This window comes from Melioribacter sulfuriphilus (assembly GCF_051488685.1).
In the GTDB taxonomy this organism is placed as follows: domain Bacteria; phylum Bacteroidota; class Ignavibacteria; order Ignavibacteriales; family Melioribacteraceae; genus Melioribacter.
In genome coordinates this window covers 172725-195592 of the sequence record NZ_JBPSEH010000006.1, presented here as the reverse complement: position 1 = coordinate 195592, position 22868 = coordinate 172725, and the positions used below count along the sequence as shown (strand labels likewise).

Annotated in this window: 20 protein-coding genes and 1 pseudogene; all 21 read right to left on the bottom strand. The window is 33.8% G+C overall.

All coding sequences use genetic code 11. The annotated features are described in order from the left end of the window. Positions 1–5 precede the first annotated feature (5 nt). The gene (gene fliD / locus ACSSV9_RS09835) at positions 6–1787 is read right to left on the bottom strand and encodes a flagellar filament capping protein FliD (RefSeq protein WP_437347080.1); all 1782 of its coding nucleotides are present in this window, start codon (positions 1785–1787) and stop codon (positions 6–8) included. Positions 1788–1789: 2 nt separating this feature from the next. Beyond that, the gene (locus tag ACSSV9_RS09830; RefSeq protein ID WP_437347079.1) at positions 1790–2122 is read right to left on the bottom strand and encodes a flagellar protein FliS; all 333 of its coding nucleotides are present in this window, start codon (positions 2120–2122) and stop codon (positions 1790–1792) included. A 71-nt stretch (positions 2123–2193) separates the two neighbouring features. After that, the gene (locus ACSSV9_RS09825) at positions 2194–3024 is read right to left on the bottom strand and encodes a flagellin (protein WP_437347078.1); all 831 of its coding nucleotides are present in this window, start codon (positions 3022–3024) and stop codon (positions 2194–2196) included. Positions 3025–3262: 238 nt separating this feature from the next. After that, positions 3263–4783: a tetratricopeptide repeat-containing glycosyltransferase family 2 protein gene (locus ACSSV9_RS09820; RefSeq protein ID WP_437347077.1), complete on the bottom strand. Its 1521-nt coding sequence runs from the start codon at positions 4781–4783 to the stop codon at positions 3263–3265. Positions 4784–4785: 2 nt separating this feature from the next. Further along, the gene (locus tag ACSSV9_RS09815) at positions 4786–8418 is read right to left on the bottom strand and encodes a glycosyltransferase (protein WP_437347076.1); all 3633 of its coding nucleotides are present in this window, start codon (positions 8416–8418) and stop codon (positions 4786–4788) included. After that, complete coding sequence (locus ACSSV9_RS09810) at positions 8419–10977, bottom strand: methyltransferase domain-containing protein (RefSeq protein WP_437347075.1); 2559 nt, start codon at positions 10975–10977, stop codon at positions 8419–8421. A gap of 64 nt (positions 10978–11041) precedes the next feature. Next, positions 11042–11947, bottom strand: a complete 906-nt coding sequence (locus ACSSV9_RS09805; RefSeq protein ID WP_437347074.1) for a glycosyltransferase family 9 protein — start codon at positions 11945–11947, stop codon at positions 11042–11044. Between the two features lie 135 nt (positions 11948–12082). Beyond that, complete coding sequence (locus tag ACSSV9_RS09800) at positions 12083–13915, bottom strand: hypothetical protein (protein WP_437347073.1); 1833 nt, start codon at positions 13913–13915, stop codon at positions 12083–12085. Then, positions 13916–15772, bottom strand: a complete 1857-nt coding sequence (locus ACSSV9_RS09795; protein ID WP_437347072.1) for a PAS domain-containing sensor histidine kinase — start codon at positions 15770–15772, stop codon at positions 13916–13918. It lies immediately after the preceding gene. Positions 15773–15775: 3 nt separating this feature from the next. After that, positions 15776–16414 (bottom strand): hypothetical protein, encoded by a 639-nt coding sequence (locus ACSSV9_RS09790; RefSeq protein ID WP_437347071.1) that lies wholly within the window; start codon positions 16412–16414, stop codon positions 15776–15778. Positions 16415–16462: 48 nt separating this feature from the next. Continuing rightward, on the bottom strand, positions 16463–17116 hold the full coding sequence (locus tag ACSSV9_RS09785; RefSeq protein ID WP_437347070.1) for a response regulator: 654 nt from the start codon (positions 17114–17116) through the stop codon (positions 16463–16465). After that, positions 17106–17513 carry a response regulator gene (locus tag ACSSV9_RS09780; protein ID WP_437347069.1) on the bottom strand — a complete coding sequence of 136 codons (408 nt, stop codon included), beginning with the start codon at positions 17511–17513 and terminating at the stop codon, positions 17106–17108. The genes ACSSV9_RS09785 and ACSSV9_RS09780 overlap by 11 nt, the downstream gene beginning before the upstream one ends. Further along, positions 17514–18338: an OmpA family protein gene (locus tag ACSSV9_RS09775; RefSeq protein ID WP_437347068.1), complete on the bottom strand. Its 825-nt coding sequence runs from the start codon at positions 18336–18338 to the stop codon at positions 17514–17516. It lies immediately after the preceding gene. Position 18339: 1 nt separating this feature from the next. Further along, positions 18340–19194, bottom strand: a complete 855-nt coding sequence (gene motA / locus ACSSV9_RS09770; RefSeq protein WP_437347067.1) for a flagellar motor stator protein MotA — start codon at positions 19192–19194, stop codon at positions 18340–18342. A gap of 9 nt (positions 19195–19203) precedes the next feature. Further along, a complete protein-coding gene (locus ACSSV9_RS09765; RefSeq protein ID WP_437347066.1) occupies positions 19204–19923 on the bottom strand; it encodes a response regulator in 720 nt (239 codons plus the stop codon). Next, entirely contained in the window at positions 19920–20159 is a 240-nt protein-coding gene (gene csrA / locus ACSSV9_RS09760) for a carbon storage regulator CsrA (protein ID WP_437347065.1), read from the bottom strand. Before csrA ends, ACSSV9_RS09765 begins: the two co-directional genes overlap by 4 nt. A 3-nt stretch (positions 20160–20162) precedes the next feature. Then, positions 20163–20543 (bottom strand): flagellar assembly protein FliW, encoded by a 381-nt coding sequence (gene fliW / locus ACSSV9_RS09755; RefSeq protein ID WP_437347064.1) that lies wholly within the window; start codon positions 20541–20543, stop codon positions 20163–20165. 6 nt (positions 20544–20549) lie between these two features. Beyond that, entirely contained in the window at positions 20550–21059 is a 510-nt protein-coding gene (locus ACSSV9_RS09750) for an OmpA/MotB family protein (RefSeq protein ID WP_437347128.1), read from the bottom strand. Continuing rightward, positions 21060–21170: pseudogene (locus tag ACSSV9_RS09745) on the bottom strand (flagellar motor protein MotB); the annotation flags it as partial. Between the two features lie 44 nt (positions 21171–21214). Beyond that, complete coding sequence (locus ACSSV9_RS09740) at positions 21215–21991, bottom strand: motility protein A (RefSeq protein ID WP_437347063.1); 777 nt, start codon at positions 21989–21991, stop codon at positions 21215–21217. Beyond that, positions 21991–22866 carry a flagellin family protein gene (locus ACSSV9_RS09735; RefSeq protein ID WP_437347062.1) on the bottom strand — a complete coding sequence of 292 codons (876 nt, stop codon included), beginning with the start codon at positions 22864–22866 and terminating at the stop codon, positions 21991–21993. Before ACSSV9_RS09735 ends, ACSSV9_RS09740 begins: the two co-directional genes overlap by 1 nt. Positions 22867–22868 lie beyond the last annotated feature (2 nt).

The window sequence follows — 22868 nt, the reverse complement described above, 5'->3', positions numbered from 1 at the left end:
AACCTCTAATAGCCTGTCGTTGACGAACTAAATAGAGAAAAATAATTTTGAGAAGATATAATCGATGCCAGCTGAACCTGCAATTTTTGATAACGGAGTCTGAGTGATTCGGCATACTTATCAATTCTTGTTTGAGCGGCTTCGATGCTTTCGCTTAGCGATGATATTGTGGAATCGTATGTCGACTTAGTCTTTGCGATATATCCATCAGCTCCCAGATACGGACTAATGCTGTCATACAATTTTGTGGCAATTCCACTGGTTGAAGTAAACAGCTCAATTACCTGATCGAGATTATCTTCAATAGCACTTTCGAGTTGGTCGGAATCAGACAATGACAGTCCACTATCGATATTGAAGGTGATGCCAATTTTTGATAATGTATTAATTTTATTTGAGGCTATACCGTCAACAGCCGAATATGCAACCGTATTTAACAAACTTATGAGTGTCGATGCAGTAGCATCACCTCTGAGAGAACCTCTTGATGTTTCTGTTGTTTTAGTCTGCTCTCTCAAATAACTGTAAAGGTCATTAAACTTTGTAATGAACTCGTTTATTTTATCTTTAATTTTCGATACATCTTTAGTAACACTAATATTAACGTCGGCATCTCCTGATTGCATAACAGATTTTAGCGTAATCGTAGTGCCCGAGATCAAATCTGTTATTACGTTCGAATTTCTTTCGACGTTAACGCCATTAAAGTTAAGTTTTGCATTAAGTAAATCTGTGGAATATATATAGCCAGGAGTATCATCTCCAACTGAACTGTTCTGTACAAACGATTGACGCGTAGCTCCAAGATTCAATCCGACGGCAGCCAATGCCGTTCCACTTCCTGTGTCTGAAAGGTCTGTTATTCGATAATCATAGCCGGAGTCTTGCGCGGTAATTCTTAACTGAGAACTACCGCTTGAAGGAGTAAATACGGAAGCATTTACCAGACCAGATGCACCCTTTTCCTTTGTAACACTGACACCCAATTCCGTTAGTAGTGTTCCTGTATCGTTTTTGATAGTAATATATTCGGATGAATCATTAACTGTAATTTTAAGCTGATAATCCGAGCCGTTCACAATTTTTTCGGCCGTAATACCATCTATATCATTTAGCTGAGTAACAATACTATCGAGCACGTCGCTGTATGTTCCTGCGGAATAATTTATAGTTGTTTCAGTGCCATTCAGATCAACGACGAACGAGCCACTTGATGCAGTACTACCCGTTACTGAATTTGAAAGAACAATTGCCTTATCGGTATTTATCGCGTTTTGAATTTTTGTCATCAAAGTTTCATTTGTGATGTAACCGGATGTAAAATCAGCAGCATCGAAAGTAACCGAAATTTTACTGATAAACTCACCGCCTTCACCGTCTCCGGTTTTTATTGTGAATTCGTGTGTTCCAGGTGCAGTAATTACAGCAGATGCAGCAGATGAACTCAAGTCAATCGATAATACGGCGTCGTTTTTCGCAAGTTGATTAATTCTGATTGTGTTATTCCCTTCAGTAGCACCTGTATTTGAAACTGCAGTAACAAAATCTGTATTTGATGACGAAGCGGCTTTGGAGTAAAATATTGAGTCGGATGCGGTGCTCTTTAAATCGTTCAGTAAGGATTTAAATAAGTCGAGCTTACTGCTAATTGTTGAATATGCAGAAACGATATTTTCGTATGAAGTTTTACGTGTAGTAAGTGGAGTTACTCTTTTTTGAGTTTCATTGGTAATGTAAGAATTGACCAGATTATTTATACCTGACGTTGTCAGAATATCGTAGGCCATTTTCAACCCATATTTTTAATAGCATCCAACCATGTCTGCTTTAATTCTGTCAATATTTTCAGGACAATTTCATTATTTTTTTTGCGCATTTGATCCTGACAAAATGTATAAAGGCGAAGCAGACCGGTAGAAATTTCTCGGGCAGCGGGATCATCAAAATTAAGTGAATTAATTAGAACCTGGATCGCCTCATTTGTTCTGATCATATCATTTTTATGACATTGCTGAATTGCAAAGTCGTATACTTTAAGGGTTAGTTCTTGAGGAGTTGAATTCTTTATCTGATTAATTAGATAAGGATTAGTTTTTTTAGTCAGATAGTTTGCTGTATACATGGCTTTCAGTAGTTTAGTTAATAAATTCCCTCTCCCCGAAGGGAGAGGGATCAGTCAGGAAAAATTCCCAATTAACGGAAGAGGCTCAATATCTGTTGAGGAGCAGTATTCATTTGAGCGACCATTGCAGTTGCTACCTGCGCACCAATTTGTCCTTTAGTAGCATTCAATTGTTCCATAGCAACATCGGCGTCGAAGATATTACTGATAGTAGCTGTGTTGTTGGCAATTGCTGCTGTGAGATATTCTTCTCGTGAATCGAGTGTCTGTCGTAAGTTACCGAGACGCAGCAATGAGTTCCGAACATTGGCTGCTACTGTTGTAGTATCAAAGTCCAGGACAGTTGAATCTGTAGTGCTTTGCAGATTACTGGTTCCAATTGCTGTTGCGAGTGTGCCTACATTTAAGTAGGAATTGCTAGCAAAATCTACAGAGAATGTAGAACCTCCAACGTCAAATGTTGCATCGGATAAAGCGGTAGAACCATCAGTACTTGCAAGCAACTGTGTACCGTTAATGTTGGTGTTCTTAAGTATAGAATCAATTTCTTTAGCGAGGGTTCTAATGTCATCGGCAATTGCAGCAGAATCTTTCAATGGATCATCTGCGTCGGTCTGTTTAGCTTTTATCTGGTTTAATTTGTCAGCAATCTGCTGTAAAGCGGATTCAGCGGTAGCCAGATAGTTTTTAGCCGAAGCAATGTTGTTCAACTGAGCTTTTTGTGTAAGAGTTTGAGCTTCGAGTTGTTTACCGACGTTATAACCGGATGTGTCGTCTGCAACGCTGTTGATTTTTTTCATTGTTGCAAGACGAAGCTGTGCTTTTTCAGTTTGTGCATTGATTTTTGCCAATGCATTGTAAGCATTAAGAGCACCAACGTTTGTGTTAATTGAGAATCCCATAATTACCTCCTTGTATTTTTTTTAAATTCGCTCAAGCATCCTTGCTTGAGCTTGTTGATTAATGAGATTTATTTCTCACTAATATTATCGCATAATGCTTATAAAAGTTTAGCAAATCCTTTATATAAATTTTATATCAATGTCAATAAATTATACAGTTAATGAAACTTTATAGAAAAGATTTGAATAAGAACATACATGTAATTAAAACTGAGAAGTCTGGTTCGGAGGGAGTAAATTATACAGCAATACTTTTTAACTTTTCCTTAATCAGTTTTACCTTCTGAATGATGTTCCCCATCTGACTGAAAGAATTTTCTAAGTGGTCAAAGATATGAATCGCCTCAGAATATTTTCTTGCTTTTAAATAAAATGATGCCAGATAAAAAAGTGCAGCTGGATCGTTATTAATAATCTCTTTGTTGTTTTCCATAAATTTTAATGCTTCTGAAATAGCGCCGGTTTGATCGTAGAGAAGTGCCAAATTTTTTATAGCCTCTGTATTTTTTGGATAGAGCGAATGAATGTAATTAAAAAGTCTGAACTTGATTTCATTATTCTTTTGTTGCTCAAGAACAGTAATTAGTAAATCGAGATTGTATTTGTTGATATTTTGTTCAATAATGTCGGCAATCTCTTCATTAATTTCTCTGCCGTTGAGAACATTTTCCATCAACTTAATAAGTCGAATTTTACGATTAGCACTTTCGTCTTTTACTATTCTGTATAGCTCTCTGATAAAGTATTCAGTATAATCTGGATCTTGCGTTTTAAATGAAAGATATAAGCCATAATAAATTATTTCTCTATCGTCAACAAAAATTGTTTGTTTATTGAACAACTCATTTTTGTTTATACATTTATTAGTTTCCATTGCTTTTTTTGCATACAGCTTGGCTTTGTACAAATTTTGCTGACGTAAATAGATTTTCGACATTAATAGATAATAATATGTCTGTCTTGGATTTAGTTCTATTGCCTTATCCATCAATTTTTCGGCATACATCGGATTAAAATTCGAATGCTCAATTTGTGCGAGGTAAGCATAAGCTTCTGCTTTAAGTATGTTATCAAAGTCTTGCTTGCTTATCAATTCAGAGAAAATTTCTCTGGCTTTATCATAATTTTCCAATATATAGTATGTCTGTCCAAGCTGGAATAAGCTATATGAAGATTTGCTTAGATTATATTCTTCTATCAGAAGTTCGAGATTTCTTTTTGCTTTTTTCTCTTTTTCTTCTTTAGCAATGTCATATCCGATGTGGTTAATTATAATTCTGGAATGCTGAATTTGATAGCCATTTTCAATCAGGGAGTCGGTAATTTGTTCGTGTACTTTACCGGCAAATTTAATGTCTGGCGAGTTTTTAAATAATCTCACATAACGTATAGAATAGTCTCTATCGTTTTCATTGTCGATATTCATTACGGTGCAAAAATAACCCGCCTTAGTAACTGTATTTAATATTTTCTTTAATTCAGGTAATGAATTAGTATCCAGTCGTTCATCGGCATCCAGATACAATATCCAGTCACCAGTAGACCTGGAAAGCGCATAATTTCTGGCAGCTGAAAAATCGTTTATCCAATCGAAATTATAGATCTTGGCGTTGTATTCTTTTGCGATAGAGATAGTATTATCTGTCGAACCGGTATCCACAATGACAATCTCATTTACAATATTCTTAACAGATTCAAGACAATCTTTCAGATATTTTTCTTCGTTTTTGACAATCATCGAAAGCGTTAGAGTTCCCATGGCTAACTCACCTCTAATGTTGAATGATTTAATTCGTAACCGAGCAAATTATTAACATTAGCCAAAGCATCGACTGCTGAAGTATTGTTGGGATCATTTTTAACTGCCCATTCGAACATTACTTTGGCTGCTTCTAAATTATTTTGCATCAGAAATACCTGTCCTAATCCAAAGCAAGCCGATGATGATTGTGGATTCAAGTTGAGTTCTTTTTCGAAGTAGTGCTGAGCATCTGAAATATTACTATTGGCAAGAAATATATTGCCGGCTAAATTCATTAGGTCATCATTATCAATAATACTAGCATTACCTTCTTTATAATTTTCTATTGCTTTTACTATGGATTCTTCAGCTAGCCTTAATTCATTATCTTTTAGAAATACCTTAGTTCTTTCGAAATACTGTTTGCAAAGATCAATATCTATAGGATAATATATTTGATGTGATTTTATACTTTTGTTTTGTAACCATATTTCATCAGGATCGGCTCCCCATTTTTCAACAAATTTTTTTCTATTAATTTCCAATCTTTTCTTGTATGCTTCAATACCGTTTGCTTTAAAACTCTTTGAACCATAGTGATGGATAAAAACGTCTTTTGCAATTACAGTTTTGAAGCCAGCTAATTGTGCTCTCAAACAGAAATCATCATCTTCAAAATTACCAGGAGTAAACCGTTCATCGAGCCCCCCAATTTTATCAATTACTTCTCGTTTTATTAAAGTACAAAGAAAAGCTACTCTCGGAAATTGCAAGATTATCCCTTTGTTCTTTTCTTTTAGCGACCTTGCATATTCATGCATTTCCTCAAGCGAATTATATTTGGCATTATTGTCTTTTTGCAGACCGCTTACCTCATTACTAAGAGGAGCTACGAGACCTATACAAGAATCACTTTCGGCAATTTCAATCATACGTTCTACTAAACCTTCTGTCAATACTGTATCATTATTCAGAACTAGTATATAATCACCCAAAGAGTTCAAGATACCTTGATTAATAGCTACAGGAAAACCGTAATTATATTCATTTCGATAATATTTTAGTAAGCCATCATTATTAAATAATTGTTTCATTGTCCCATCATTTGAAGCATTATCAATTAAGACTATCTCATAATTTTCAGTTACATACTTTTGAATACTTTGTATACATTTTTTTGTGTACTCAATTTGATTGTAAGCAACAATAATAATACTCACTTTTGGCGGAGATGAAAATTTGAGAGCAGAAGTACTTTTTAGAGACTGTTTGGTATGATTAAAAATGAATTGTATTCGCTTTCTCATTTGGCTGCTTGAATATTGAGAAGCTATAAGTTCTTTACCTTTAGCTGAAAATTTTGACCATAATTCTTTATTATTATATAACTCAACAACTAACTCGGCAAATTTTTCTGGGATATCACTTACATAGGCGTGTAGACCGTGCTCAATTCCCATTCCTTCCGCACCTATTGAAGTGGTTACAATTGGAAGTCCATTCGCGAGTGCTTCTCCTACTTTACCTTTATTACCTGCACCATACCTTAAAGGAACAACTTCAATACGGCACCTATCAATGTATTCTTTTACATCTGGCACCCATCCAGTGACGATAATATCATTACTATCAAGTACTTTTATGTTTTCCGATGGGTTATTACCTACAATAAATAATTTTATATCTGGAAGATTTAATTTTATTTTAGGGAATATTCTTTTTACAAAGAATAGAACCGCATCTTCATTCGGTTTATGATTAAAGTTACCTACAAATAGTAAGTCTTTCCTATCCTTATAGGAAGGAGTATTTTCTCTTATAATATGAACATCCGTTAATATGAAGATAGGTTTATCTTTAATATACTTCCTTAATTCAGCTCTGTCTGATTCAGTTACAGTAGTAATTACATCTGCCTTTGAATAAACTAATAACTCCCTTTTTTTATTTTCTTTTATTTTTTCCATTAATATCGCATTATTTGAAAGAGCGCATTCACGTTCTTCTCTAAGATAGTGTATATCCATAGTATCAATTAAAATTGGGATGTTAGGTACTTGCGATTTAATAATGTCGATAAAGTATTCAGCTATGTGCCAGAACGCAATGTATATAAAATCATAATAGCGATCTCTAAGTTCAAGTGATGCTATTAATGACTTAATATAATTGTTTCCCTCTTCTGTGTATCTAATATTATACCAATACTCATAGTTAAACCAAATAAATTCAACACCACGCATTCTAAAATCAGTTAGATATCTTAAAGCATAGTAATCAGTATATTGTTGACCCATTAAATGAACATAAGTTACCTTATAGCCGAGGTTAATCATTTCATTAAGAGTATGGAAATGTCTTAACGCACCAGCTGCCCTATCTGGAAGTGGCGGTATATCATCGATTATAAGAATTCTTTTACCTTTATTTCTATCAGAGAATAAAAACCTTAAATTTGGGTTGCTGGGATATTGTTTTTTTAATTCTGTTCGCCATTTCTCAATAAACTTAGAAGAATTAACAACCTGATATTTCTTAAAACCAGAATTGAGGTCTGTCCCAGCGGTAGTTCCTTCGTGATGAATTACTTTGGAAAACGGATTGTAATAAACTTTATAACCGATTTTTCTTACACTAAAACACAAGTCAGTATCTTCATAATATGCAGGCGAGTATCTTTCATCAAATTTTCCGATTTGGTCAAATAAATCTTTTCGTATCATCAAGGCGGCTCCAGAGCAATAATCAACTTCTCTGCAATATGAGTATTTTGAATCATTCGGTGAATTACCTCTTCCGTAATTCCAGCCTGAAGCATCATTAAATATTATGCCTCCAGCTTCCTGAAGTTTACCATCGGGGTAAATCAGCATTGAACCTGCAGCTCCTGCATCTTTATGATAATCAAATGTATGAAGGAGATGATTTAACCATCCCTGCTGCGGTTCCGTATCATTATTAAGAAATACTATGTAATCACCTAACGCAAATTGACTTGCATAGTTGTTACCTTTTACAAATCCCAGATTTGTATTTGAACGAATTAATTTAATGGCTTCACCAAAACTCAAAAGATAGTCAGGTGTATCATCAACAGAACCATTGTCAAGAACAATTACTTCATAATTTTCATAGTTTGTATTTTCAAACAATGCACTGAGACATTTTTTGGTGAAATCAACCTTATTATAGCAAAGAATTATTATTGATATAAGAGGTAAAGATTTTTTTTCCTCAAGCAGAATTTTTGAACTTGACAATAAAAAAGATTTGTTTTGCTTTTCTATTTCTCGGAGCTTGAGAGATATATTTTTGAGCAGATGCTTGAGCTCAGGATTTACAGAGTAAATTTTATTTAATAAAAGTATTGCTTCCTGTTGTCTGTTAGTTTTCCAAAAGATTTCGGCTAAATAAAATAAACAATTAAACTGTTTTATGGAATTATCTACTAACTCACAAAATAATTTTTCAGCATTCTCTAACTCATTGCGAAAGAAATATTCACGTGCAAGATAAAATTTTAAGAAGCTTTTATTTTCTTTAGATAAATTATTATTGTCCAGAAGTGAGATTATGAAGTTGACAGTTTCATCTGAGCGTGATGAATCATAAAGACTTTGAAGGTCATTTAAGAACTTCTGATTTTCAAACATCTATTCATCCCCTTTCTCTGCTATAAAAAATATTTGTTCACCACCTAGATAGCCATACTCCTTTGAGTAAGTGAAAAGCGCATATGAAGTTTTATATCCGGCGGCTTTAAGTTCATCCAGCAGTTCCCAGCCAAAGTGATAATAGCATAAGCAACCATCAGTTCTGCCTAACGGGTCGCCATGGTATTCTGGTGGTAGAATATGATTAATACTGCCATCCTGATTGATAACAGCTCTTATAAGATTCTTTTTTTCATTTCTGTCAAAAGGTACAGTGAAGAAAAATTTTCCATTTTTTTTTAGTACCCTGTAACTTTCTCTTATAGCTTTTTTATAATTAGGGATATGCTCAAGTACTTCTAGTGAAATTATTAAGTCAAACTGCTCATCTCTAAATGATAAACTCGTGAAATCTTCATTTCTTATCCCATTATGATTTATATGTCCTGGCGGAACTTCGCTGCCTAAAAATTCACTTCCAATGATTTGAGGATTTTTTTGTTGTAAAAGTCTGAACAAGATTGTTGTCTGCTCTGTTGCATAAACAGAAATTTCTTTGAAATTGGGAAATATTTCTTTGATTATATGATACGTTAGTCTCATCCGGTTGTTTAGATTACAATTCGGACATATTAGTCTTTCTCTCCAGTTAGGGACACGCTCGCCATTAATGTTATATGCTTTCCAGTAATCTACTTTGAAAGGCATAATATCGTCACAAACAATACAAAAGCCGTTATAAGTAAATTCTTCAGCATTAGAATCTATTATTTCTCTTTCTAGTCTTTCTCTCTTTTTGAATTCTAGTCTTGTTCTGTGTTCATAATTAATAAATTCTTGATAATTATTGATTTTGGTAAAAGATAAGGGGATCTTAAAATTTTTCCTAAGTCTCTCTGCAACATAATCTTTTTCTAAAAACTTATAATCAATTAAATAGGATATATTATTCCATGCTATTTCATTATTAGGATTTATCAGAAGGACTGAGATAATATTATCTAGCGCCTCTAAATAATCCCTTCTTAAAATTTTTATATATGCTAGGTCATTTAATGCATCTTGATTACAAGACTCATCAGAAAGTATTCGTGATAAGATTTTTTCTGCATCTTCAAGTTTCCTTTGGTTGATTAGCTTTTCGGCCTCCCAAAGAAGACTACGATTGTTAAATGGTAATTTGTCATTAAAATTTTTTTCATTATACCATCCTTGATTTTTATTTTTCTCAGGTTTGATAGGAGTTGCAATCACATTTATATTGCATGGAATAGGCTCATCTTCCCAATTAACATTTTTAATTGAGATAACATCAAAACCGGTATCTTTTAATAACTGAATTATTTTTTCTTTTGTGAATATATCTTTATGTATTTGGCCCAATTTATTTCCAGAGTTATATTCTCCATGCGTATATCTCGATACTTCATACAAATTAAATACTTCACTGACATTACCCGGCTTCTTATTTACATAAGCATCCACAACTATATCAAAATCTGGAATAGAATTGATAATTAATTTGCCTCCAGGTTTTAGAATTCTCCTCCATTCCTTTAATGCAGGAATTTGCTCGAAAGTATAAAGATGTTCAAATACTGCGTTCATAAATATTTCATCAACTGAATCATCTTTAAAGTAGTCAAGATTTGTAATATCAAGTTTTAGTTCTGCATTATTATTATAAAGGTCAATATTTATATAGTCATCTAATATTTTATCGCCACAACCCAGGTGTAATTTTATCATATCAGAACTATAGATTTTATCATAATAAAATAGTTTGCCATAACTTCTCAGTTTTGATACAAGTTTTTTACCAAATTTATTAACATCAAATAGTTGGAGTCCTCTCCAAGTCTCTGGATATACTGGATGAAAGTTTTTTATGTACGGATTGAATTTTAAATAAATCTCCCGATACCATTTATCCCAATCTATATCATTAGCATGCATGAAACTATTTACTTTTGTCCAAATTTGCTCGTCTGTTTCTCTTACATATGAAAAATGAATTATCTCAGGATTATCATATGGCATCGTTGTTTCTTGTAAATTGATCTTTCTTGCAAATGTAAACGCTGCTTCTAAAGTTGGTTTTACATAAAATAAATTTGTTTCATATGGAGGAGAGACACAAAAACTAGCATCTTTGATGAAGGTTAAATAAGGGATTCTTAAAGCTAAGGGATTATGCTCTTTAATAAAATTTATTATTTTTTCAAAAGATCCCGGTAGGAAAATTTCGTCACAGTCAACAATAAACGCTCCACAATGTCCTTTGGATTTCGAAATTGTTAATAAAAAATTTCTTTGAGTTTGTTCATCGGGGAAAATATCGCTGTATATAGATATTTTATCACCAAATTTCTCTTTTACTTTTTGGATGACTTTTTCTGTTTCTTTTAAATCAACTGCCTCACCGTACCATGGTTTGAGTGTCCTTGCGATTAAAATTTCATCAACATATGGATAAACACTTTCTATAGATTCTTCAAGGAAAAAATCATAAGTATATAATACGTAATGTGCTGCGTAAGTATTTTTTTGTGTATACATAATTCATTATCCAATGAAATAATAAAATAAGTTGTTATTAATAATTGTAACATCTACTATTAATTTAGCTAACCAATGATATTTCTTTACTAATTTTAAAATTATTAAACTCATGTAAAACTTTATCCAGGCTAATTGCTTTTACTGCTTTTTCACTATATCCATTTTTATAAAAAAACTCTTTTAAATATGGAGATATAATTTTTTTTTGAATTCCATAATCATAGATTTCACTTGCACTTGTACATAAAAAAAGTGTAATACAATAAATATTTGAACCTAGTGCCAAATGCATTGGTAAGCTGTCTCCACTTATAAGTAATTTATGGTTTTTAATATCAGCAAGATGCATTAGTAATGAAGGTCGATGTGGTAATACATTTACATTCCAACCTTTTTTAATTAAAATCGAAATTAGGTCATTATAAAATGCCCAATTTTTCATTGGCCACCTTTCTCCAGCAGTAGGAGCTATAGCAATATCACCAATTAAATATGACTCTGGAGTCTTCGGTAAAATGTATTGTTCACCTACGAAATTATATCCTAGTCCTTTAAATATAATTTCTTGAAAAGATAATTTATTATTGAATTTTAATTCATCTGCTTTATCTTTACCGTATCTGCTAATAAGACTCATATCAAACCAACCAGCAGAATCTTCCGTATATACTAACTTATTATTATTGTCTAAATAACAACCAAAAATTTCTTTTGATTTTAACATTGATACTATTTGTGCAGCCTTAATATTATCCTCTAAATTTATTATTAAATCGTAATTATGGAATTTAACTTCTTTGATATTTGAGAGCGTCAGTACTCTTGATATCATTGGATTATCATTAAGAAGGACAGCGTTTTGATCTGAAGTAATCCAATCTATATTTTCATTTTTGAATAAATGCAAGAGTGGAGTAGTCCTCACTACATCTCCTGAAGCACCAAATTTTAAAATCAGTATTTTCACATCATTGTTCATTTTGTTATTTTCTTATACTTGTCTTTCAAAAAAAATGCCATGCATATTTCTATTCTTATCCAATCATTTTGAATATTCATATGAATAATATTGGTGTGATGGCTAATATTAGACAGGCAGTACTTATCGGACAGTGTTGAGTGTTTCTGTAAATTTCTTGATATTTTCTTCTATCTCTTCAGTTATACGCTTACGATGTTTCTCTCTTTCTTCCTGTATTTCATCAATTTGTTTTTTGTGCTGTTCTATACTGGCTGTGATGCTATTCCTCATTATCGTCTCTTTGTCTTTTGAGTATTCCTCTGCTTCTTTTATAAGGCGATCCCTCTGTAATTTCAAACTATTAAGTTTTTTTACAAGTTTTTGTTTCTCATCGATCCTATCAATTAATACAAAACCTGCTATGACTCCAGAAATTAATACACCGATTAGGAAACTTATAATTCCCCACCTTAGTCCTGATATTATTATCATCATGATCGTGGAATTATATCCTGCAGAATATCCAACCGCTTCGTTTGAATACCCCGCCAAACCACCAATTAAAAATACTATAAGCGCAATAATTGTATTATTAACCATATTTGCCGAAAATGATTTTGCTGGGTTATATCTTTCAATGTGTGGTAACTGCAGTATTCTTTCTTCTATAATTTGCTTTTCATCTTCGTAATTCGAATTAATGTTTTTAATTGTTTCGTCTAAGTTACTTTTAACCTTTTCATGGAATGTATCTAATTCTTTTTTCAAACGTTTAATTGTTTCTGAATAGTCATTTATCGCTTTATCGTATTTGACAAGACTCTGTTCAATTTCCTTGTATTCTCTCTTTTTCTTTTCTTCGATAATCAGATCGAGCACTTCATCATATTTACGTCTAAATTCAGGATACATACCAATTATAAGCGTGTTGTTGGATTCAGCATAAGTTTTAATAATCTTATCCAGCAGTGTAAAATGCTTATTTATATCTTCTGTAATGTACTCGTCGACTTTTAATTCTTTTAACAGCGTAATTTTATCTGCTATTTTCTTTAAAGAATTTTCTTCAGTTAATCTGTATTGACTCAGGGTATCTGATATTAATTGTGCCGCCGGTGCAAAATCCTTTTCGTAAAATAAATTGTAAACCAGAGCATTTATCAGGAAATAGTTGAACATACCGAAATTGTTTACATCAAGGGCTACAATCATTCTATGAAAATCGTATGTAATTACCTCTCGAATGTAGTACTCAACAATTTCTCTATTGTTTAATTTTAGTTCACACAAAGCACTGTAAATTTTAGCAGTTATGCCGTTTTGTTTTGTTTCAACAGCCTCTTTAAAAAGATTATTTGCATCTGCATATTTCTTTTCTTTGAGATAAAGAAATCCATGGAAAAGATTTACGATATAAAGCAATTCATGCAATACCTGATCTTGCAATTTCAAAGTCGATACCATCTGTTTTACTTCGTTGAAGAGACCGTCTGCCTTTTGAAAATTATAAATAGCGTTATGATATGTATGAAGTATCGCCTGAATAATGAACTTAAAGAAATTATGTTTATAAATATCGCGTTCAATAAAACTCATCGTCAGGTTGGCATAGTATTCTTTTTCGCCTCTTATTTGTGCCGTTGCCCATTTGGAATAATTCTCTTTAATCGATTTGTGCAAATCGAAATATTTAGCTCGGTTGAAATTTGCTTTCATATATTCTTCAATTTGCGCCAGCAACCAGGAATCATAAACCCAATAAATAGGCGCAACGTTGAAGGGAATGAAAATTTCTTTGAGTTCTTCAGGAATGTCAAAAGATAATATCTTAATATTGTCTTTAATATGTTTTATATAATCGAACTCCCCTTTAAAAGAGAGTTCAAATAACTCTCTACCGAGTTTATAGAACTTCGGGATAATTTCTCCTTTATCACTGGTCTTTACAATATGGTTCTCTAAGGCTTCGGGCATTTATTCCCTTCCGTAATCTTTGTATTCAAAAGTAATCACAATTTGAGTACCTTTATTCTTCTCACTATTAATTTCGAAATTTCCGTTCATAAGTTTAGTCAACTTGTAAGCAATCGTCAGCCCCAGTCCTAATCCTTCATAAGGTCTGGTGTAACCTTCAACTTCCTGACTGAAAGGAGATAATAGTCGCTCTATATCTCCTGGATTCATACCGATACCGCTGTCTTCAATTATAATTCTAATTTTTGTTCCTTCAATTCTGCTGCCCAGATAAACATATCCTTTATGAGTATATTTAATGGCGTTGTCAACCAGCAGTTCTATAATTTTCTCAAGTTTTACCCAGTCAACTTCAATCATGGCTTCGCTATCACTCAGCTCCATTCTGAATTCGAGCCCTTTCTTCTCGGCTTCTCTATATTTCTTGTCGTAGACGTGCTTAATTATCTGATTACAGTTTAGAACAACATTTTCAATTTCGATTTCGCCCGATTCAATCTGCGATAAGTCTACAATATTTGTAAATAATTCTAGAACGCGTCCCAATACATCTTTCATTTGTTCCGTTATTTCTTTTATGGCGACGTAATCTTTTGCTTCGAGGCAATCGTTGATAATCTCTGAGTAACCAATAATTCCGTTAAATGGGGTTCTGATTTCGTGCGAAATATTAGCCAAAAAATTCGACTTCATTTTATTTAATTGGACTTCTTTCAGATAGCTTACTTCGAGCTGTTCCCTGTATTTCTTCTCTTCTGTTATGTCCTTTAGAGTAACTATGAATATTTTGTCGTCGCCAGCACCTGCATTTGTATACGTTACTTTGCAATTATAATGCCTATCTTTTTTACACTCGTAACCAAATTCATATAATTCCAGAGGACCGTTTTCTATCTCAGAAATCGACTGTTGAATTTTATTATATAAATCTTCTGAAATAATATCACTTAATTTTTGGTTCATTATTTCGGACTTGTTCAGTTCAAACAATCTACAAAAATTATCGTTGGCATTGTCCAATACGAGATTGCCATTTTCTCTGCGAGTTATTAAAAGGAGGTCCGAAATGTTTTCGATAATGAGCTTTTGTTTCTTTTCTGATTGTTCGATTATTTGTTTTTGATAAATAATCTCAGTTAAATCGTGTGCACTTATAATAAAACCACTGTATCGATTATATGTGGCGACAAAGGGATGAAGATGTATGTCCCAGAATTCTTCCTTTTCTTTTCCTTTCAAAGTTATGATTTTTTTCCAACCAGTTTTAGAATCGACAGCCCGCAAAAACAAGTCATACTCGTCGTTCAAAAATTCTTTAAATAGTGTTTTAATGTTTAGATAAAAGAGCTCTTCAATACTTTTATCGAGTATGTTTTCAACTGAATGAGTTGCAAAAACAATGTTTCCTTTGTCATCCGCAATTATTATGGGAACATTTCCTAAGTCGAGTGCCGTGTGGAGTGAATCGATTTTCCATTCGATTTCCTTGCGATTTTTCTGGGTGTCGACGTTGATTAGAAAAAACTGTTCCCCTTTTATAAATATTCTTTCTATATCAACCTGAAATGGATTTGACCCATTATCATAATCTGTATTAATAGTAACGTCGAATGTTAAATTCCTGAAATTCTTATTGAGGAACCCTTTAATAAGAAATAAAAATTCTGAGGTTGGATTTAATCGGTGTAGGCTGTCATTGATATTTAAATGAAAAATATCGGTGAAGAGCGAATTGCAATACAGTATATTCAAAGAAGAGTCGACAATAACAATTGCCCTGCTTGCCGGCAATTCCTTATAGAGCTTTAAATCCTCAACGAAATTCGTATTATCTTCTGCAATGTATTTATTATGCATAAACTATTTTATCTGAATACTTTTTATTTTGAAATCATGCTCGACACCTTCATTACTTGTTATATCTATCTTTTTAGATAAATATGTCTCAATAAATCTCAGGAGGCAATTGTTTAAAAAGAAGAATTCTTCTTTCAATTCATTTTTAGAATCCGCATAAAGAGTATCGAGCGTTAAGGAGTCGGTAATGATATTCGGTTTCGAAAGAGTAACTTCCTTGATATGCTCGAAAAAGGCTTTCAGTTTGTCCATTTTTTGGGAGGAAATGATATTTTTTTTAGTCTCAGAGAGAGGAGCGGAAAGGCTTATCGTTATAGTAACTTCAGTTGAATATTTATTTACTGATTTGCTTACCCGATAATTGATCTGACGATATTTTGATAATTCGATTAATTCGAGCGAGGCGACAAATAAAAAATTCTCATATTCAAATGAAATTTCAATTTTATCATTGCTGCTGCTAAAATTGTTCAATTTCCAGCCGTAACTGGATAATAATGCAGTGGCTGGCGAAATTGAAACTGTGTCGTTGTTAATTATTGAAGAAAAGGCATAAGGATTGCTTTTGCGATTGAGCTTATAGTTACCGCTGGATTTTTTATAATCGGTATTAGGACTAATATTGACTATTTTTTCGAGCATACCTTTTCCTCCGATATTATTATCGAAGGAAAAGGCAAATTCTTTAGATTAGTCGGTTTTGATCATTCTGTTTTCGTCAATATAGTCGACTACCTCTGGATTTTTGAGATAAATCAATTGCTGAACGAATTTGTTAATTCTTTCGACAGATTCTTTCATTACTTTGAGGTCGTCGGCCAATTTCAATTTATTTTCGTCACTAAGTTCATTTTCAATGGATTTTAACGAAAGCATTAAACTACTGAGAGGATTATTAATTTTATGTCCGATTGTGCAGGCAAGGTCGACAACGGCTTTACTATGTTCCGCATTTTTTAATTCATTTTGAAGGTTATAAATGCGGATTCCTGACCTGATGCGGGCAAGCAATTCCTGATTTTCAACCGGTTTTACCAGAAAATCATCTGCACCAATATCAAGTCCCATTATTCGATCTTTCAATGACGAACGCGCTGTCAATATAATAAAATAGATCGTCTTTAATTTTTCATCCGCCTTTAAAATATTACAAAGCGAAAGTCCGTCTAATACAGGCATTGTCCAATCTGCAAGTATTACTTTCGGACTAAAATTTTTCAATATTTCGAGCGCATCCTCGCCATTAATCGCAGTTGCCACTTCATAATTGTTACGAGTAAGTAGTTTCTCCAGTATAAATCTGGTATCTTTTTCATCTTCTACAACAAGAATTTTATCTTTCATATACCAACCTGTTTACTTTTTGTAAAAATAAGTCGATACTCACTATCGGTTTCAGGACGTAATCGTCTGCTTTGCTTTCAATTAATAAACTGCCGCCATCTTTGCTCTTCGAGTATGCTGTAACTAAGAGTATTGGCACGTTTAAATTAACAAAATTTTCTTTAATATACCGCGAAAGTTTAGAACCGTCGATTTTTTCTTTTCCCAGATATGTATTTCTTAGACTTACGTCCATTATAATCAAAGCTACATCATTACCATTGAGATAAGAAAAAAGCTCCTCAGTATCTTCCGTAATAATGGTATCAAATCCAATTTTGTCGAATAAAATTCGGTAAAAATCCTGTAATAGTTGGTCGTCTTCAATGATCAATATTTTTTTCTTATCAGATGTCATTTAATCATTTGAATATTTGAGAGTGATGCTTATTCTTCTGTTAATTGAGCTGTAAGGATCATTCTGGTCACGCAGGCGTGTATCGGCATAGCCACTAATTTCATCGATCTGTTTTTCGGAAACACCTGCTGCCACAAGAACGCGTTTGGCTGCATTAGCTCTATCAGTACTGAGTTCAAAGTTAGTATATCCAGTACCGTCATTTCTATACTGCCGTGCATCAGTATGTCCTTCGATAATAATTTTATTATTCATTTTAGAAATTTCTGTACCTATTTTACTTAAGATGCGCCTAGCTTCAGGTTTTAGTTCAGCAGTGCCAACTTCAAAAAAGATATCGTTAGCAGAATCGATTAATTCAATTCTTAAACCTTCTTTGACAACCTCGATTTTAACCTGGTCGGAAAGGTTTTCTAATTCTGTTTCTTTGGCAAGTTCTTCCTTTAATTTTTCTCCCATCTTTTCGAGTTCTTGTCGTTCTAATTCTTTCCTCTCGATTTCCGAGAGAATTTTGGAATCTATTAAAGAATTTGAATTGCCTTCAAGAATGCTTTTACCTTTAGTTGAAAAACCAATAGGGTCGCTAAAGTAGCCAGCTACAGCTTCTTTAACTTCTTCGCTTTGACCGAGAACCCACAGCACAATAAAAAGAGCCATCATGGCCGTCACAAAATCGGCATAAGCTACTTTCCAGGCTCCGCCATGATGTCCTCCATCGACCTTTTTTATTTTTTTTATTATTGGTGGTTGTTCGTCGTACGAAATACTCTGAGGAGGCTCTTCCTGCTTTTTTAATGTGGGTCTTTTATTCGATGCCTCAGCCATTTTATTTCTTACCTCTTAAAGCATTTTCAAGTTCACTGAAAGTAGGACGGTGATCTGAAAAGATTGTGCGCCTTGCCATTTCAGCTGCTACAAAAGGAGGATTCCCCTTTGCATAAGCAAGTATGAATGTCTTTATTATTTTCAATTCCTGGACTTTGTCTGCTACAATATGATGCAGGTTTGCAGAAATTGGGTTGACAAAACCGTAAGAAAGCAGAACTCCTAAAAATGTACCTACTAATGCTGCAGCTACGTGGTGACCTACAGCTTCGGCTCCTTCATTAATTGAACCCATGGTAATAATTACACCGAGTACTGCCGCTACAATACCAAGACCTGGTAACGAATCACCGACACGGCCAATAGTTTCTGAGACAGGCTTATTTTCGAGTTCAAATGTTTCAATCTCTGCATCCATTAAGTTTTCGAGTTCATGCGGAGGTACTGAACCTGCCAACATCACTTTCATTGTATCGCAAAAAAAATCTTTTTTAATTGGATCCTCTATCAATAGTTTACTCTTCGATAGGATGTCGCTTTTATCCGGTTGTTCGATATGTTTTTCAATTGCCAACAAACCTTCTCTTTGTGCAGTAAGAAAGAGCATACTGAAGGCTTTCAGCATCTCAATGTAATCTTCTTTAGAAGCAGAATGACCTTTGAAAAGTGTAGGTAATTGTGCTATTATTTTTTTCAACAGTACAGGTGGAGACGCAATTAAAATACTTCCGATTGCGGCACCTCCAATTGTAATAAATTCGGAAATCTGAATAAGAAGTACAAGATTACCGCCTGCAATGGTAAAACCCGCAACTACTGAAATAAATACTACAGCAATACCTACAATTACGAACATTTTAACACCTTATTTAGAATTAAGAATTTCGAGCACTTCGATTTCGTTAAACAAATTTTCAATTGAGTTTTCAATTGTACGCCAGTCATTATTATTATCGGAAATTTTACCTTCAATTTCAGCACAAATACGAGAAAGATTTCTAAAACCGACTGTACCACTGCTCCCTTTTAATTCATGGATAATAGTCATTAACAGTTCTCGTTTTTCACTGACGAGTGCGTCTTTGATGGCTTCGATTTTAGAGGGTAAATTCGAAATAAAAAGTTTTTTTATGGTCTCCTTTATTTCTTTCTTTTCTTCGTTACTCAATAGCTTTTGGTTTCTGAGTTCTGAAAAAAAATCGTCTCCAAGCGCTTCTTTAATCGATTTGATTAAAACAGATTTTGTTAATGGTTTTGAAATGACATTAACCGCTCCTGATTCAACTGCCTCGATAACGTTTTTTTTGTCTGTGTGTCCGCTAATTACAATTACTGGAATGTTTTTCAGGTCGTCAAGAATTTTAATAACTTTCAGCATTCTTAGTCCATCAAGATTGGGCATCATTATATCGAGAAAAATTAATTTAGGTTTATATTCGATGGCTTTCTGGATGCCCTCGAGTCCATCGCTCGACATTATGACTTCAATATTATATTCCTTCAGAAAATTTTTAACTACATTACGAATAATGTCTGAATCATCGATCACCAGGATTCGCACTTTATTGTCAAAAAAGGTCGTCATTTATTAACCTTTTTAATTTTGTATTTCGACAAATCGACATTTTCGACGCCTTTCTGTTGCGAGGCTTCGCGTGAAATCTCGATTACCTTTTCGTAAATTTCTCCCCGATAAATTTCTACTGAGTCTGGTGCCGATATTCCGATTTTAACGTGGTTCTCTGAAATTGATAAGATTTTAATCGTTATATCGGACCCGATTTTAATTTCTTCGTTTACTTTTCTTGATAAAATTAACATGGCTTACTCTGTAAATAAATTGTAATAGAGTGAATATTTTTCCTCGTCAAGAATTTTCTGATAGCCCGTTTTGTTATCCTGGTTAATGTATACAGGTGCTTTCATGTTGATTGTTATCTTTAACGGGTCAGAATTCAGAATTACGATTCCAAATGCTTCATGATTCTCAACCTGTGGATACTCTTCGTCGATTAACCTAAGTCCGAATAACGGGAAAGCTATATCCGGATTTTCGATCGAGTTAAGCCAGTAAAAAAGAGTATCTTCCGGTTTTATCAAGATAAATTTACGAAGAGTTTCGAAGCCGACCAAACCTTCTTTAAAATTAAGAATAAGGTCGTCGGGAAACTCAATTTCGCCGAATTGTTTTGTTTTAACCTTCATAGCTTCTCACTTTAATATTACTATGTCTACTCTTCTATTTAGTGCCCTTGTTTCGGGCAAATCGTTCGAGGCTATTGGTTTATATTCTGAATAGCCCACGATTGAAACTTTATCTGGCTTAATGCCTTCATCCTTAATTAGATAATATGCCGTGCTGAGCGCTCTGTCAACCGACAAGTGCCAGTTGGAAGGATAGCGTGCTGTGTTAATTGGTACATTGTCTGTGTGACCTTCTATTCTGATATCATTTGGTAATGCTCTAATAACACGCGCCAATCTCTGCAATACAAGTTTTGCGTTTTCGTCCAGAGCTGCCTGTCCAGATGGAAATAAAATGTCATCCAGAATGTGGATTGTTATTCCACGCTCATTCTCTTCCAGCCTTATAGATGAACCGTAATTATATGTTTCGATCAAACTCGATAACTGGTCGGCTAATTTTTCTTTTGGACTAGGGATTATTTTTCCATCTTCCAATACAGATAGATTAGCCGAACTTCCAAATATATTTCCCATAGCAGCAACCACATTTTTATATTTGGCAGTATCGATATTCGACATTGCATACAAAATGATGAACAAACCCAATAAAAGAGTAATCAGGTCGGCGTAAGTAATCAAATACCGATCCTTATCACTATCTTCTCTGAAAAGGAATTCTTCTTCGTTATCTAAGCGCTTATTTTTTCGTACTGTTCGGAAGTCGGAAGCATTCCAACCAGACGCGCTTTCATTATCGAAGGAATCTCTCCACTTAGGAGAGTAACTACTCCCTCCAGAGTTACTTCCATCATATTTTTTTCTTCCAAATGGCATTTTTTAAGTCTGTCTCCAATTGGCAACCAGATAATATTTGCACTGAATACACCCCACAAAGTGGCAATGAAGGCAGTAGCAATATTTTTAATCAACGAGTCCGGATCAGCTCCTGCATTTGCGAGCGTCATAATCAAACCCATAACGGTACCAATAATTCCCATTGTGGGAGCATAACCTCCCATTTTTGTAAACAAAAAGATATTTGAGTAATGCCGTTCCTGCATTGCCTTTATTTCCATCTGTGCAAGGGAATAAATCGATTCGGGATCAATTCCGTCGATTGCATATTTTGTCATTTTCCTGGGAAAGCTGTAAGGAAATTTGACAATATCTTTTTCAATGGCAAGTAGTCCTTCCTTTCGGGCTTTAATCGACAATTCAATAAATATATCCACAATCTTTTTTATATCGTATTTGGGCGGAAAATATGCAAGTCGGATTAATTGAAATATTTTGCTAAAGTTATCAAGCCCGAATCCAATAATTACTGCAGCGAATGTACCGCCAAAAACGATTACAAGCGACGAAACGATAAAAAGAGCTTTTATCGAACCACCTTCGATTATAAAAGCTCCGAATATTGAAAAAATTCCTAATGTTAAACCAATAAAAGCTCCCGATTTTCGCATTACATATAGTCCAGAATTGATTTGGGTAAAATTGATGAGGCTAATTTATATGACAACTGCAGTAGATAATCTTGATACTGTAACTTAATCGACAATTCAGCAGGATCTATTTCTTTCCTTTTCGAAAGCATGTCCTGAGCATCAAGTTTTTGGTTATCGAGGATTGTATAGATGTCCTCCAATCTGTTATATTTTTCACCGGTCAACGACTCTATCGAAAGGATTTCTTTGTATGCTGCATTCAATCTATCTTTTAACGTTTGACTTGGTACAGTGCCTGAATCGAGCGAGTCTATAATGTCGTTGATTGTAGATAGCAAATCGCTGCTTTCGATTTTAGAGCCTGGGACATTGATACTATCCTTGATACCACTGGAGATCTGCACTTTGACCTCGCCGCTCATGTCGGCAGAATTTGTAACTACCTCCCCATTACTGTCAATTGACCATGGATCAGTCGAATAATTTGTACCTGCAAATAAATACATATCGTTGTATTTTGCGTTCAAATTTTGCACAATCGCTTCTAACGAAGCACGTACAGACTGAGCGACCGTGCTAAAATTAGCATTTACCGCATTATCTATGTTAACAACGTGTGTAATAATTTTTTGTGTCTCGCCTACAATATTATCTAATGAATTGATAGTGAATTTTACAAATTCTTTCGAATACTCGATATTCTTCTGATAGGTTTCTATTTTTTTTACTTGAGAATCGATATTGATAATTTCAAGCGAGTTAAACAAATCGTCGCTCAATTTTTCAATGCGACTGTTAGTTATCAATTGATTCTGAATCTTAACTTTTTCGTTGTTAATCTTATCTTGGTTATAAAGATATTTATTTGTCAATATGTTTTCAGTTATTCTCATCT

Excerpts from the sequence above, each read along its gene's own strand:
- ACSSV9_RS09765 (WP_437347066.1), bottom strand. The coding sequence starts at position 19,923 with ATGACGACCTTTTTTGACAATAAAGTGCGAATCCTGGTGATCGATGAT.
- ACSSV9_RS09740 (WP_437347063.1), bottom strand. The coding sequence starts at position 21,991 with ATGCGAAAATCGGGAGCTTTTATTGGTTTAACATTAGGAATTTTTTCA.
- ACSSV9_RS09815 (WP_437347076.1), bottom strand. The coding sequence starts at position 8,418 with ATGTTTGAAAATCAGAAGTTCTTAAATGACCTTCAAAGTCTTTATGAT.
- ACSSV9_RS09735 (WP_437347062.1), bottom strand. The coding sequence starts at position 22,866 with ATGAGAATAACTGAAAACATATTGACAAATAAATATCTTTATAACCAA.
- ACSSV9_RS09790 (WP_437347071.1), bottom strand. The coding sequence starts at position 16,414 with ATGCTCGAAAAAATAGTCAATATTAGTCCTAATACCGATTATAAAAAA.
- ACSSV9_RS09825 (WP_437347078.1), bottom strand. The coding sequence starts at position 3,024 with ATGGGATTCTCAATTAACACAAACGTTGGTGCTCTTAATGCTTACAAT.
- ACSSV9_RS09800 (WP_437347073.1), bottom strand. The coding sequence starts at position 13,915 with ATGCCCGAAGCCTTAGAGAACCATATTGTAAAGACCAGTGATAAAGGA.
- ACSSV9_RS09830 (WP_437347079.1), bottom strand. The coding sequence starts at position 2,122 with ATGTATACAGCAAACTATCTGACTAAAAAAACTAATCCTTATCTAATT.
- ACSSV9_RS09820 (WP_437347077.1), bottom strand. The coding sequence starts at position 4,783 with ATGGGAACTCTAACGCTTTCGATGATTGTCAAAAACGAAGAAAAATAT.
- ACSSV9_RS09785 (WP_437347070.1), bottom strand. The coding sequence starts at position 17,116 with ATGAAAGATAAAATTCTTGTTGTAGAAGATGAAAAAGATACCAGATTT.
- ACSSV9_RS09795 (WP_437347072.1), bottom strand. The coding sequence starts at position 15,772 with ATGCATAATAAATACATTGCAGAAGATAATACGAATTTCGTTGAGGAT.
- ACSSV9_RS09780 (WP_437347069.1), bottom strand. The coding sequence starts at position 17,513 with ATGACATCTGATAAGAAAAAAATATTGATCATTGAAGACGACCAACTA.
- ACSSV9_RS09775 (WP_437347068.1), bottom strand. The coding sequence starts at position 18,338 with ATGGCTGAGGCATCGAATAAAAGACCCACATTAAAAAAGCAGGAAGAG.
- motA (WP_437347067.1), bottom strand. The coding sequence starts at position 19,194 with ATGTTCGTAATTGTAGGTATTGCTGTAGTATTTATTTCAGTAGTTGCG.
- fliW (WP_437347064.1), bottom strand. The coding sequence starts at position 20,543 with ATGAAGGTTAAAACAAAACAATTCGGCGAAATTGAGTTTCCCGACGAC.
- fliD (WP_437347080.1), bottom strand. The coding sequence starts at position 1,787 with ATGGCCTACGATATTCTGACAACGTCAGGTATAAATAATCTGGTCAAT.
- ACSSV9_RS09750 (WP_437347128.1), bottom strand. The coding sequence starts at position 21,059 with ATGGGAAATATATTTGGAAGTTCGGCTAATCTATCTGTATTGGAAGAT.
- ACSSV9_RS09810 (WP_437347075.1), bottom strand. The coding sequence starts at position 10,977 with ATGTATACACAAAAAAATACTTACGCAGCACATTACGTATTATATACT.
- csrA (WP_437347065.1), bottom strand. The coding sequence starts at position 20,159 with ATGTTAATTTTATCAAGAAAAGTAAACGAAGAAATTAAAATCGGGTCC.